8 protein-coding genes and 1 pseudogene are annotated in these 13,893 nt (G+C 71.7%); 7 read left to right on the top strand and 2 right to left on the bottom strand.

The annotated features are described in order from the left end of the window. The first annotated feature begins 6 nt into the window (after positions 1–6). The 3 genes from IE287_RS16900 to IE287_RS16890 are packed head-to-tail and all read left to right on the top strand — an operon-like array spanning position 7 to position 2,538. Complete coding sequence (locus IE287_RS16900) at positions 7–804, top strand: response regulator transcription factor (RefSeq protein ID WP_229883529.1); 798 nt, start codon at positions 7–9, stop codon at positions 802–804. Beyond that, on the top strand, positions 797–1,930 hold the full coding sequence (locus IE287_RS16895; protein WP_189849884.1) for a sensor histidine kinase: 1,134 nt from the start codon (positions 797–799) through the stop codon (positions 1,928–1,930). Before IE287_RS16900 ends, IE287_RS16895 begins: the two co-directional genes overlap by 8 nt. After that, positions 1,927–2,538 (top strand): GNAT family N-acetyltransferase, encoded by a 612-nt coding sequence (locus tag IE287_RS16890; RefSeq protein WP_189849883.1) that lies wholly within the window; start codon positions 1,927–1,929, stop codon positions 2,536–2,538. The genes IE287_RS16895 and IE287_RS16890 overlap by 4 nt, the downstream gene beginning before the upstream one ends. Here IE287_RS16890 and IE287_RS16885 read toward each other — a convergent pair. Both IE287_RS16885 and IE287_RS16880 read right to left on the bottom strand, forming a co-directional pair. Beyond that, on the bottom strand, positions 2,522–3,763 hold the full coding sequence (locus IE287_RS16885; protein WP_189849882.1) for an MFS transporter: 1,242 nt from the start codon (positions 3,761–3,763) through the stop codon (positions 2,522–2,524). The two genes, IE287_RS16890 and IE287_RS16885, sit on opposite strands and share 17 nt — an antisense overlap. Further along, the gene (locus IE287_RS16880; protein ID WP_189849881.1) at positions 3,760–5,103 is read right to left on the bottom strand and encodes a GH1 family beta-glucosidase; all 1,344 of its coding nucleotides are present in this window, start codon (positions 5,101–5,103) and stop codon (positions 3,760–3,762) included. The genes IE287_RS16885 and IE287_RS16880 overlap by 4 nt, the downstream gene beginning before the upstream one ends. Positions 5,104–5,512: 409 nt before the next feature. Between IE287_RS16880 and IE287_RS16875 the strand changes: the two genes are divergently transcribed. The 4 genes and pseudogenes from IE287_RS16875 to IE287_RS16855 form a co-directional block, all read left to right on the top strand. Continuing rightward, positions 5,513–6,118: a VOC family protein gene (locus IE287_RS16875; protein ID WP_373307856.1), complete on the top strand. Its 606-nt coding sequence runs from the start codon at positions 5,513–5,515 to the stop codon at positions 6,116–6,118. 269 nt (positions 6,119–6,387) lie between these two features. Beyond that, complete coding sequence (locus IE287_RS16870; RefSeq protein WP_308436870.1) at positions 6,388–12,639, top strand: DNRLRE domain-containing protein; 6,252 nt, start codon at positions 6,388–6,390, stop codon at positions 12,637–12,639. 116 nt (positions 12,640–12,755) lie between these two features. Next, a complete protein-coding gene (locus tag IE287_RS16865; RefSeq protein ID WP_189849880.1) occupies positions 12,756–12,983 on the top strand; it encodes a hypothetical protein in 228 nt (75 codons plus the stop codon). 458 nt (positions 12,984–13,441) lie between these two features. Beyond that, positions 13,442–13,840, top strand: a pseudogene (locus tag IE287_RS16855) (transposase family protein); the annotation flags it as partial. Positions 13,841–13,893 lie beyond the last annotated feature (53 nt).

Below are 13,893 nucleotides of genomic sequence, written 5' to 3'. Positions count from 1 at the left end.
GCGGGGATGCGCGTACTGATCGTGGAGGACGAGCCGTATCTGGCGGAGGCCGTCCGTGACGGCCTCCGGCTGGAGGCGATCGCCGCCGACATCGCCGGGGACGGCGACTCCGCCCTGGCCCTGCTCGCCGTCCACTCCTACGACCTCGCCGTCCTCGACCGCGACGTCCCCGGGCCCTCCGGCGACGAGGTCGCGCGGCGGATCGTCGCGTCCGGCAGCGGCATCCCGATCCTGATGCTCACGGCCGCCGACCGGATCGACGACAAGGAGTCCGGGTTCGCGCTCGGCGCCGACGACTATCTGACCAAACCCTTCGAGCTGCGGGAGCTCGTGCTGCGCCTGCGGGCGCTCGACCGCAGGCGGGCGTACGCGCGGCCGCCGGTCCGCGAGCTGGCGGGGCTGCGCGTGGACCCCTTCCGCAGGGAGGTCTTCCGCGACGGGCGGTACGTCGCCCTCACCCGCAAGCAGTTCGCGGTGCTCGACGTCCTGGTCGCGGCCGAGGGCGGGGTCGTCGGCGCGGAGGAACTGCTGGAGCGGGCCTGGGACGCGCACGCGGACCCGTTCACCAACGCCGTCCGCATCACCGTCTCCGCGCTGCGCAAGCGGCTCGGCGAGCCGTGGATCATCGCCACGGTGCCGGGCGTCGGCTACCGCATCGACACGCCCGGACCGCCCGGTGGCGGCCCGGCACCCGCCGGCGCCGGAGGAGCCCTCGGGGCCGCTGAAGCCGCCGGGACCGTCCGAACCGCGGAAGCCGTCCGAGCCTCGGAAGCCGCCGGCCCCGCCGGAGACGCCGGTGCCTAGGCGTCGCGGGCTCAGCGCCCGGATGAAGCTGGCCCTGAGCTACGCTGGCTTCCTGACCGTGGCCGGTGCGCTGCTGCTGGCGGTGGTGTGGGGCTACCTGCTGCGCTACGTCCCCGACCATCCGCAGGGCCTGCTCGGGATCTCGCCGAACCGCTACCTCCTGGTGCGCACCTTCGCCCCCGCCGCCGCGGTCGCGATGGGGTTCCTGCTGGTGTTCGGCCTGGTCGGGGGGTGGCTCCTGGCCGGGCGGATGCTCGCGCCGCTGACCCGGATCACGGCGGCGGCCCGGACGGCGGGCACCGGGTCGCTGGCGCACCGGATCCGGATGGAGGGCCGCGAGGACGAGTTCCGGGAGCTGGCCGACGCGTTCGACACGATGCTGGAGCGGCTGGAGTCGCACGTCGACGGGCAGCGCCGCTTCGCCGCGAACGCCTCGCACGAGCTGCGCACTCCGCTGGCGATCTCCCAGGCGCTGCTGGACGTCGCCCGCGAGGATCCCGCGCGGGACCGCGAGGAGCTGCTCGCCCGCCTGCGGACCGTCAACGCGCGGGCGATCGGCCTCACCGAGGCGCTGCTGCTGCTCGGCCGCAGCGACCGCGGCCTCACCGCCCGGGAGGACGTCGACCTCTCCCTCCTCGCCGAGGAGGCCGCCGAGACGCTGCTGCCCCTCGCCGAGCGGCGCGGGATAGGGCTCGACGTCACGGGGACGGCGGCGGGGACCAGCGGCTCCGGGGAGCTGCTGCTGCGGATGGTGACGAACCTCGTCCAGAACGCGGTGGTCCACAACCTGCCGTCCGGGGGCACGGTGACCGTGCACACCGGCACGGAGGACGGGGCGAGCGTCGTACGGGTCGAGAACACCGGCCCCCGGCTCGCCCCGGAGCTCGTGCCGACGCTCACCGAACCGTTCCAGCGCGCGACGGAACGCGCCCGCACCGACGAGCACGCCGGGGTCGGCCTGGGCCTCGCCCTCGTGCACAGCATCGTCCGGGCGCACGGCGGCACCCTCGCCCTGCTCCCCCGCCCGGCCGGCGGCCTCACCGTGACGGTCCGCCTCCCCGGCCCGCCCCGGACCCGCCGGAACGCCCCCGCGCCGCACGCTCCCGCCCGTACGATCGGACGATGATCGTCTCCGCCACGCTCGGCGCGCCCGCGACGCCGACCGCCCCCGCCCTCGTCCTCCGCCCCTGGTCCCCGGCGGACGCCACCGCGCTCCTGGAGGCGTACCGCGACCCCGGCATCCGCCGGTCGACGGGCTTCGCGGTGGAGGACGAGGGCGACGCGCTCGACTGGCTGCGCACCCAGGAGCGCAACCGCGCCACCGGCGTCCGCTTCGGCTTCGCCGTCCTGGAGTCCGGTGGCGCCTCCGGGGCGGGCGGGCCGGCGGAGGCGCCGCGGCTGGTCGGCAACGCCGTCCTCAAGCGGCGGACGCCCGGCGGACCGACCGCGGAGGTCGGCTACTGGACGGCGGCCCCGGCGCGCGGCCGGGGCGTCGCCTCCCGGGCTCTGGAGGCCGTCACCGACTGGGCCTTCGCGGCCTTCGGGCCCGGGGGCCTGGAGCGCATCGAACTCCTCCACCAGGTCGACAACGAGGCGTCCTGCCGCACGGCCCTGAAGTGCGGCTACGCCTTCGAGGGCATCCTGCCGTCGTCGCCGCCGGACTTCCCCCTCGACGGGCACCTGCACGTCCGCCCGCACCCCTCGTCCGGGGCCTCGGTCACTCCACGCCCTTGATGCGCCGCACCAGCAGCGCCCCGAGCAGGCCGAGGGCGGCGGCGACCAGGTACAGCGCGCGGTAGCCGCCGAGGTGGTTGACGAGCGGGGCGGCGAGGGCGGGGGCCGCGACCTGGGGCAGTGCGTTGGCGACGTTGACGACGCCGAGGTCCTTGCCCCGGTCCTGCGCCGTCGGCAGGACGTCCGTCATGAGGGCGAAGTCGACGGAGGTGAAGACGCCGAAGCCGATGCCGAGCAGGGCGGCGGCGACGAGCGCCCCGTTCCACGTCTGCCACCCCGCGAGCATCGCCGTCGCCGCGGCCATCAGGACGCCCGACCACAGCACGAACGGTTTGCGCCGTCCGATCCGGTCCGACCAGATCCCGCCGGCCACGACCGTGGCGAGCAGGGTCACGCCGTTCACCGCCGTCAGGACCAGCACGCCGGTCCCGGGGTCCGCGTGGTGCAGCCGGTCGCGCAGGTAGTAGAAGAGGTAGAGCAGCACGAGCGCGTTGCTCAGGTTGATCAGGAAGCGGGTCAGCCAGGCCCAGGCCAGATCGGGGTGGGCGCGGGGACTCAGCCAGAAGCCGGCCGCGAAGCCCCGCCGGGACCAGGCGGGCCGGTCGGCCGCGGCGAGCCGCAGGTCCGGGTGGCGGAGCACGTACGGGGCGATGCCCACCAGCGTGAAGACGGCACAGGCCAGGTACCCCGCCCCGATGCCGCCGGCCGCCGTCGCGAGGCCCGTCCCGGCGACCACGCCGAGGATCTGCGCCGCGCCCAGCCAGCCGCCCACGACGCCGCGTTGCGCGCGCGGCACCCGGTCCGGGACGGCGGCGGTGACCGCGGCGAAGGCCGCGTTGAGGGTCAGCTGGACCAGGCACCAGCCGGCGAAGAGGACCCAGACGGCGTCCGCGGTCCCGAGGAGCAGCAGGGACAGCGCGCCGCCCGCGGCCCCGGCCACGATCCACGGCGTGCGCCGCCCGAACCGGGACGTGGTGCGGTCCGACAGCGCTCCGGCCAGCGGGTTCGCCGCCAGCGAGACCACCGCGCCGACCCCGGTCACCCAGGCGAGCAGCGACTCCTTCGACAGTCCGGTGCCGGGGGCGAACCGTTCGGCCTGCTGGGCGAGCAGGATCTGCAGCGGCCCGTACCAGCCCACCCAGATCGCGCCGTTGGCCAGCGACAGGGCGGCCGTCCAGCCGCGGCCGACCCGTTCGGCCGGTTCCTCCAGGGCGAGGGCGGTCATGCCCGCTGCGCCCGCAGCGCGTCCCGCAGCCAGGCGTACGAGGCCTTCGGGGTGCGCGTCTGGGTGGCGTAGTCGACGTGCACGAGTCCGAACCGCTTGGTGTAGCCCTCGGCCCACTCGAAGTTGTCCATGAGCGACCAGACGAAGTAGCCGCGGACGTCGACGCCCGCCTCCGACGCCCGGTGCAGCGCCCTCAGGTGCCCGTCGTGGTAGGCGATCCGCGCCTGGTCGTCGAGGCCCTCGTACGCGCAGCCGTTCTCGGTGATCACGACGGGAGGCAGCCGGTCGCCGTAGCGGTCGCGGAAGGAGACGAGGAGTTCGGTGAGCGCCTCCGGGACGACGGGCCAGCCGAAGTCCGTGACCGGGTACCCCTCGATCTCCCTTACCGAGAAGGGAAGTTCGGAGGGGAGGGTGAAACCGGAGAACTCCACGTCCTCGGCGCGGGGCGCGCCCACCCTGGTCGGCTGGTAGAAGTTGATCCCGTACCAGTCGAGGGTGCCCTCGGAGATCACCTTGAGGTCGGCGTCCACGTCGCCGCCCGGCATGAGCTCGCCGAACCCGTCCGGGTAGCGGCCGAGCAGCAGCGGGTCGGAGAAGAGCCGGTTGAGGAGGATGTCGTACAGGTCGGCGGCCTCCGTGTCGGCCGGTTCGGCCGAGGCGGGCCACGTCGGGCCGTGGGAGTTGGCGATGCCGATGTCGGTGGCGCCCGCGGCGCGCAGGGCCCCCGCCGCGAGCCCGTGCGCGAGGAGCTGGTGGTGGGCCACCGGCAGCGCGTCGAAGAGCAGCTTCCTGCCGGGCGCGTGCCGGCCGAGCGCGTGGCCGAGCAGGGTGTGCTCGGCGGGCTCGTTGAGGGTGATCCACCGGGTGACGCGGTCGCCGAGCCGCTCCGCGACGACGGCCGCGTGGGCGGCGAACCGGGCGGCGGTGTCACGCTCCAGCCAGCCGCCCGCCTCCTCGATCCGCAGCGGCAGGTCCCAGTGGAAGAGCGTCGGCACCGGCCGCACCCCCTGCGCGCACAGCTCGTCGACCAGCCGGTCGTAGAAGTCGAGTCCGCCCGGGGCGAGCACGCGCGGCCAGGAGATCGAGAACCGGTACGCGTCCACGCCGAGGTCGCGCATGAGCGCCACGTCCTCGCGGTAGCGGGCCACGTGGTCGCAGGCCACGTCCGCCGTGGAGCCGTCCCTGATCCGCCCGGGCTCCCCGCTGAACGCGTCCCACACCGAGCGCGCGCGCCCCGCGACGTCGCCCTCGATCTGATGGGCGGCGGTGGAGACGCCCCACAGGAAACCGGGCGGGAACTGGGGAAGGGGGACCGTGGTGGCTGCCATGGCCGCGATCATCGGTACTGACCAGTACGTAAGTCAACACCTCTGCACAGAAACGCTCTTGAAGCATCAGAGCCCGCTCGCGGGCGGCCCGATCCGCGCGGTTCCCCTACGCCGGGCCGGCATGACGAGCGCTCTCATCGCCGGGGCCACGGGCTTCCCGGGCACGGAACCGGTGCGCCGGCGCGAGGGGTGGGCGCCCGGCCCGTCGCCACCGCCGCCGAACACGCCCGCGCCGCCGGGCGTGCCTGGCCGCACGCCGGCTTCGAGGAGCACCTGCGCCCCTTCCGCCTGGACGCCTGCGGGCTCCGGGAGACCGCGGCCGGGCTGATCGCGCTCCGGGCGCTTTCCCGCCCGCGCGCGGACGCCGACGGCCATCATGGACGGGCGACACCACCGAGGACCGACCGTCGAGGGGACCGGGATGCCGACCGGGATGCTGACCGGGATCGTGATCGACGCGGCGGACGTCGCCCGCATGGACGCCTTCTGGCGGAGCGCGACGCGCGACCTGACGGATGGGCTCCGCCTGCGGTGCGTGCCCGAGCGGGAACCGAAGGCACCGGTCAAGAACCGCCTCCACCTGGACCTGGCCGGAGGGCCGGACTGGCGCTCGGAGGTGGACCGCCTGCTGGACCTCGGCGCCACACGGGCCGACATCGGCCAGGGGGACGTCCCGTGGGACGTGCTGGCCGACCCGGAGGGCAACGAGTTCTGCGTCCTGCGGCCGGGCCACCCCGGGGTGCTCGCCGACGCCGGTCTCGTCGCGATCTGCCTCGACGTGGCGGAGGAGGAGCTCGGTGTCCAGTCGGCCTTCTGGGAGTCCCGGTCCGCCTGGCACTCCGCCGAACGCCACGACGGGGGCGTCCGGTTGCGCCGTGACCCGGTCGCCACGGTCTCCCTGGTGATGGGCCCGCCCGCGGCGCCCGGGGCCGGCCGGAACCGTCTGCGCCTGGAGGTCACCGCACGTGACGGCCTGCCGGGTGAGCACACCGACCCCGCCGGCAACGAATTCCACCTCACCCGCTGACCGTCCACGGCGGACGGAACCCCCGCGTCACGCCCTCCACCAGGGCGTTCGCTCCACGAGCCCGTCGGCACCGCGCACCCGCGTCCGCACCGCCCGCGCCCCTGCACCCCTCCCGTCACCCGTCACCCGTCACCCGTCACCCGTCACCCGTCACCGAGCATGATCAAAATCGGAATATGATCATCCGCTAGTCGCTACAGCGACACTCAAGGGGAGGAATTTTGAGTATGGATGACCGCATATCCGCACCCGATCGGCGAGGGAGGAGATTGCTGACGCGGAGGACGCTGCAGCAGGTGGCGCTCGGCACCGCCGCCGTACTCGCCTTCGAGATGGCTCTGGTCCTGGACAGCGGACTCGCCGTCGCGATGCCCTCCGACAAGCGGGCACCGGCCACCGCCGACACGCCTCACCCGACCGAGGCGGCCGATCTGGCGTCGGCGACGGTCGCGGCCCGCCTGTCGGGCAAGCGGGTGGAGGCGCTGTCCGAGCGCACGGAGTCGACCACGACGTGGGCGAACCCCGACGGGACGGTGACGACGGACTCCGCGTCGGGACCGGTCCGATTCCGGGACGGCGCCACGGGCGTGTGGCGGAACATCGACGTCGACCTGACAAAGTCTCCGGACGGTTCGATCGTCGCGAAGGACCACCCTCTCGGGCTGAAGCTGGGAGGAAGGACCCCCGCCAGGACGGCGGCGAAGGTGCGGGCGTCGGGCGCCGCGGGCGAGGCCCGTACCGCTCCGGTGCCGCTGGTCTCCCTGGACGCCGGTGGGGGCCGGTCGCTGGGTCTTTCGTGGCGCGGTGCGCTGCCCGAGCCCGCACTGTCGGGGACGACGGCGCGGTACGCGAACGTGCTGACGGCGACGGACCTGATCGTCGAGTCGACGCGTACGGGATTCGAGCAGTTCCTGGAGCTGAAGGACCGCAGCGCGGTCGACGCGAACGGCTCGGTGACGCTCACGCTGAACGCCGAGGGAATCGAGGCCCGTCAGAACGCCGACCGGTCGGTGACCTTCCTGGACGCCAAGACCGGCAAGCGGGTCGGTGTGCTGCCGGCGCCGGAGATGTGGGACGCCTCGGTCGACGAGAAGTCCGGTGAGCACACCCGCCGCGCGGACGTCGGGCTGAAGGTGACCCAGAAGGGCGGCGCGATCGATCTGACGCTGACGCCCGACGCGGCGTTCCTGGACGACCCGGCGACGAGGTTCCCGGTGACGGTGGACCCGGCCGTGAACATCGGGGCGAGCTTCGACACGTTCGTGCAGGAGGGCTACACCGCCGACATGTCGGCGTCGACCGAGCTGAAGCTCGGCAACAACGGCTCCGGGCAGGTCGCGCGCTCGTACCTGCACTTCCCGATGGCGCAGATCACGGGCAAGCAGATCCTGAGCGCGAAGCTGAACCTGTGGAACCACCACTCCTGGTCCTGCACGCCCTCGAGCTGGGAGGTATGGGACACCCCGCACGCCTCGACCGCCACCCGGTGGACCAACAAGCCCGGCTTCACCAACAAGTGGGCGACCTCGACGGCGACGAAGGGCTTCTCGTCCGGATGCGCGGACGGCTGGGTCTCGCAGGACATCAAGAACCTCGCCACCGCCTGGGCCGCCAACGGCAACACGTCCAACTCCATGGGCATCAAGGCCACCAACGAGTCCGACCCGTACTCGTGGAAGCGGTTCAACTCCGGCAACGCCGCCTCGAACACCCCGTACGTGTCCGTCACGTACAACACGATCCCGGTCGCCGGAAACCCGATGTCCGCCACTCCGGGCCGTGCCCACGGCGGCAAGAACTGGGTCACCACGACCACGCCCGCCCTGAAGTACGCCGTCACCGACGCCGAGACCACGACCCTGCGCACCAAGTGGGAACTGTGGGAAGGCACCACCAACCTGCTGGTCCAGGACCCGGGCACGCTCTCCCCGGTCACGAACAAGACGGTCTCCTACACGGTGCCCGCCGGCAAGCTGGTCAACGGCCGCACCTACTGGTTCAAGGGCCGCGCCTCCGACGGCAGCGCCTGGTCGAACTGGACGCCGTCGGTGTACTTCACCGTCGACACCACCAAGCCCGCCACCAGCACCACCACCTCCGGCGACTTCCCGGCCAGCACCTGGTCCGGCACCCCGGGCGCCGACGGCAAGTTCACCGGCGCGTTCTCCTTCAAGCCCCCGGCCGGCGACGTGGTCGAGGTGCAGTACAGGCTGGACGCCGGGGCCTGGCAGTCCGCCGCCACCACCGGTGCGACCGTCACCAAGACCCTGTCCTTCGCCGCGGGCAAGCACACGGTCACCGCGCGGACCGTGGACGCGGCAGGCAACGTCTCCGCGGAGACCGGCTACGTCTTCTACGCCGGTTCCGGAGCCGCCCTCCTCACTCCCGGGCAGGGCGAGCGTCCGGCGCGGCGTGTGGCTCTGTCGGCTGAAGGCCAGACCTCCTACACCGGTGTGACGTACCAGTACCGGCGTGGCGAGACCGACACCTGGAAGAACGTCCCGGTCGCCGATGTCCGCAAGGGGACGGAGACGGTGTCGTCGTGGCCGGTCCCGGTGACGAACGGCAAGCCCGCCGGCCTGACCTGGAACATCACCGACAGCCTGGCCGAGGACGGCCCGATCGAGGTGCGTGCCGCCTTCACCGACGGCACCACCACCGCGTACTCGCCTGCCAACGACATCACGGTCGACCGCAACGCCGGCACCGCGCCTTCCGAGGAGGCGGGTCCGGGTTCGGTGAACCTGCTGACGGGCGACTACACCCTGTCCGCAACGGATGTCTCGCTTCACGGGTTGTCGGTGTCGCGTACAGCGTCGTCGCGCCAGGCGGACGCGGGCGCGAAGCAGGAGGGGCAAGCGGCGATCTTCGGTCCGCAGTGGACCTCCGGCACCGTCGCGGAGATCACCGAGTCCGACTGGGCATACGTGAAGAAGACCTCCGCCACATCGGTCGCGCTGGTCGACGTCGACGGCGAGGAACTCGGTTTCACTGCCACCACCGGTGGCGGGTGGAAGCCCGAACCGGGAGCGGAGGACCTGACACTGACCGGTTCTCTGACCGGCTCGTTCACACTGAAGGACACCGAGGGCACCCTCACTGTCTTCACCAGGCAGGATGCCGCAGCCACCACCTGGCAGGTTGCCTCCAGCTCCATGGACGGCCTGGCCCAGTCGACGACCACGGTGATCTCCGAGACCGTGACCGCGACGGACGGCAAGAAGCTGGCCCGCCCGAAGCTGGTCATTTCCCCGACCTCGGCCGCCTCGGCCACGACGTGCACGGCGACGCCTGCCACGAAGGGCTGCCGGGCGCTGGAGTTCGTCTACGCCACTGCCACGACCGCCACCAGCGGCGTTTTCGGTGACTTCGCCGGCCAGGTGAAGGAGATCCGCGGCTGGTCGACCGAGCCGGGCGCGGCCACCGCAAGTACGAAGACGGTGCAGAAGTACGTGTACGACGTCGCGGGGCGACTTCGCGAGACGTACAATCCGCTGATCACGCCGGCTCTGAAGACGCAGTACACCTACGACGCGGCAGGCCGCGTCACCAGCCTCACCCCTGCCGGGCAGCTGCCGTGGTCGTTCACCTACGGCAAGGCCGGCAATGCCGCCACCGCCGGTGACGGGATGCTCCTCAAGGCCGGCCGTGCCGGTCTCCAGCAGGGCACCAAGGACGTCGAGTCAGGCACCGCCTCTACATCCGTCGTCTACGACGTTCCGCTCAGCGGCTCGGGGGCCCCGTACGCCATGAGCGCCGCGGACGTGCAGACGTGGGGTCAGACCGACGCGCCCTCCGACGCAACCGCCGTCTTCCCTGCGGACGCCGTCCCCGCCGCCCACTCCGGTGACGGCCTGGTCGCCGCGGACTACCGCCGCGCGACGGTCACCTACGCCAACGCCTCCGGACGCGAGGTCAACACCGCTGCGCCGGGTGGCCACATCTCTACCACTGAGTATGACCAGTTCGGCAATACCGTCCGCGAACTCACAGCCGGAAACCGTGCCCTCGCGCTCGGCGGAACCGCAGACGACCTGGCCACCCTCGTCGACCTCGGCATCAACGACCTGCCCTCTGCGGACCGAGCCGACCTCCTCAGCACCACGTCGGTCTTCGATGCCAAGGGCCAGCGTGAGCTGGAGGAACTCGGACCGCTAAGCCGTGTCATGGTGAACGGCGAGTCGTCCGTGGCCCGGTCCTGGACGGTCAACGAATACGACGCCGGCCGCCCCACCGACGGCACGGCAAAGGCCGAGGACCAGATCACCAAGGTCACCACCGGTGCCCAGGTCCGAGGCACCACCGCCATGGCAGACCCGCGCGTCACCCAGACCGTGTACGACTGGGTCAAGGGCCTGCCCGTCAAGACGGTCAAGGACCCGGCCGGCCTCGCGATCACCGACACCACCGAGTACGACGCTCAAGGCCGCGTGACCAAGCAGCTCCTGCCTGGTGCGACAGGGACCGACGCGGGCACCCGCGTGACCACCTACTGGTCCGCTACCGGCACTGGTGCCTGCGCTGGACGTCCCGAGTGGGCCGACCAGGTCTGCTCCACCGGCCCGGGCGGTCCGATCACTGGCGGCGGCACCAACCCGCCGGAGCTGCCCGTGACCACCACCGAGTACGACTGGTGGGGCAACGTAGCAAAGCTCATCGAAACCGCCAACGGTGTCACTCGCACCACCACCAGCACCTTTGACGCTGCCGGCAGGCCGACTCGAACCCTCATGACCGGCGGGGCGGGCCAGGCCGTCCCCGAGACCACGCTCGAGTACGACCCGGCCACCGGCCAGGTGGTCAAGACGACCTCCCCGACCGGCGGAACGATCACCAAGGAGTACGACAAGCTCGGCCGCCAGGTCTCCTACACCGACGCCGACGGCGGGGTCACCACAACCGAATACGACCTGCTCAACCGCCCGGTCAAGACGACCGACTCGGCACCGTCCACGGTCACCTACACCTATGACACGGCTGTGGACCCGCGTGGTCTGGCCACGAAGACGACCGACTCCATCGCCGGCGACTTCGAAGCCCGCTACGACGCCGATGGCTCCGTGACCTCGGAAAAGCTTCCCGGGGGCTACACCCTCACCGTCGAAGAGGACACCACCGGCGCCACTCTGTCCCGGGTCTACACCCGTGACAGCGACGGCCAGGTCGTTTACTCCGACACCGTCGAGGAATCCGTCCACGGCCAGGTCATCCGCCACTCCGGCTGGTCCGGTCAGGAATACGCCTACGACGCCGTCGGCCGCCTTGGCCAGGTGAAGGACACCGTCGGCGAGACGTGCACCACCCGTACCTACAGTTTCGACCAGCGCACCAACCGAATCGGCCTCACCACGGCTGAAGGCGCGGCCGGAGCGACCTGTCCCGTCTCCGGAGGGACCACCACCACCCACACCTACGACAGCGCCGACCGCATCACCGACACCGGCTACGTCTACGACGCCTTCGGTCGCACCACCGCACTGCCCGGTACCCAGATCGGCTTCTACGCCAACGACCTGGTCCACCAGCAGACCGCCGGCAACCAGCGCCAGACCTGGCAGCTCGACGCCGGTCTGCGCTTCCGCTCCTGGACCGTCGAAGAGAACACCGACGGCACCTGGACGCAGACTGCGGCCAAGGTCAACCACTTCGACAGCGACGGCGACAACCCCCGCTGGATCACCGAAAATCCCAGCGACGGCAGCATCACCCGCAACGTCGACTCCGCCTCGGGCGACCTCGCCGCCACCACCGGCAACACGAGCGGCACCGTCCTGCAGCTGACCAACATCCACGGCGACATCGCCCTCCAGCTCCCGCTGGACACGGCCGAAGCCCCCCTGGTCCTGGACAGCGACGAGTACGGCAACCCCCGCACCGGCCAGCCCGCCAGCCGCTACAACTGGCTCGGCGGCAAGCAGCGCTCCAGCGAGACCCTCACCGGCCTCACCCTCATGGGCGTCCGCCTCTACAACCCCACCACCGGACGCTTCCTCTCCCTCGACCCCGTCTACGGCGGCAGCGCCAACGCCTACGACTACGTCAACGCCGACCCGCTGAACTCCTACGACCTCGACGGAAGGTGGAGCTGCGGCTGGTGCAAGAAGGGGTGGAACAAGTTCAAGAAGAGCCGCTTCGGCAAGCACGTCCGCAAGTACCGCAAGGTCTACGGCGGAGTCGCGGCCTTCGGTTTCACCATCGTCGGCGGGGCCTGCATCGCCGCGACTGCGGGTATCTGCGCGGGCGCCGGCGGCCTGATCATCGGTGCAGCCATCGGTGCAACCGGCGGCGCGGCCAACTACCGCATCGCCAACTCCAAGCGCACCCGCTCCGGCTACTACAAGCGGATGGCATTCGGCGCGGCGACCGCCTTCGGCGGAGGAGTATGGAGCCGATACCGGCTGCGCGGCGCCCCGCAGAGCCCCAAGCGCTGGATCGACTCCTTCCGGCGCGAGAAGAGCTGGGGCAAACACCGACGCAAGGTCAACGTCCACTGGGGATTCGGCACCAGATGGATCCGATGAGCACGTCACGATAATCCGCGACCCTGACTGCTCAACGCGAGCGATGACTCGCTAGCGTCACCACAGGGGGCCGACTGACCGAAGCCGGTCGGCCCCCTCACCACACAGGAAGAACCATGACCGACGCGACACCCTCACGATTCATGCGACTCGTCCTGCGCATGGACGCCCTCGCCATGTCCAGAATCGGAACGCTTACGCTGATCCCCGTCCTGATCGTGCTGGTCACCACCGACACCCTCGTGGGCTACGTGGTGACGGGAGTTCTCTTCTCCACCATGGTGGCCGTTGGCGTGGCCGGCCGCCGCCACGAGCGACGCAACGGCCGGCCCCCTCAAAGCTGAAGCACCCGAGCCCACCACCTTCGCGGCGGCCCCGGGCTTCGTTCCGCGCACGTGCCGATGCCCTGCCGGGCAGTGTTCGAGGGGCCGGGCTCGGTGAGACCGGCGGGGATCAGGGGGCATCGGACGTCTGATCCCTCCAGCGTCGTGCGGGGGCACCGCCTCGCGCGGAGCGCCGCAGACGCGTCGGCGGCAGCGCAGGGGTCGACCGGGTCGCCTACGCGCTCGGCACCCTGAGCCGGACTGTTCACGGCGAGCCGGCGAACGTGACGACATTCGTGGTGCGGCGGTTCGTCGACCAGGGCCTCCTGGTCGACCTGAGCGCGAACCTGCACCATCCCTACCAGGTCGCGGAGGTCTGCCGGCGCGAGGGCCTGGCGGACCTGGCCGCCACCGACACCCCGCTCGGACCGGAGCAGGCAACCGCCCGGCTCGGGGGCACAGGGTCGATTTCGACCACATGGTCCGGGAAACACAAGCGCCACGGCATGAATGCGCAGGTCCTCACCGACCCGTTCGGCCGACTGCTCTGGGCATCACCAGTCCTGCCCGGCTCCACTCACGACCTGACCGCTGCGCGAAATCACGGCATCGTCGACGCGCTTGCCGGCGCGGGACTGAAGTGCTGGGCGGACAAGGCCCACCAAGGCGCCGACCGGCTCATCCGGGTCCCTTTCCGGGGTCGCCGGCTCAAGCGGTGGAAGCGACGGCACAACAGCAGCCATGCCCAGATCCGGTGCGTCGGCGAGCAGGCCATGGCCGCGCTGAAGGGCTGGCGCCTCCTCCGGAAGCTCCGCTGCGGCACCAACCGGATCACCGACATCGTGAAGGCCGTCCTCGTCCTCCACCACACCTCAACATGGGGTTGGAAAAGGCTCAGTCTGGGCGTGCGCGACCAGAAGGCCAGGGGCAG

Source organism: Streptomyces omiyaensis (genome assembly GCF_014650895.1).
GTDB lineage: Bacteria > Actinomycetota > Actinomycetes > Streptomycetales > Streptomycetaceae > Streptomyces > Streptomyces omiyaensis.
The sequence above is the reverse complement of the archived record's forward strand: the minus strand, read 5'-3'. Positions and strand labels throughout refer to the sequence as shown.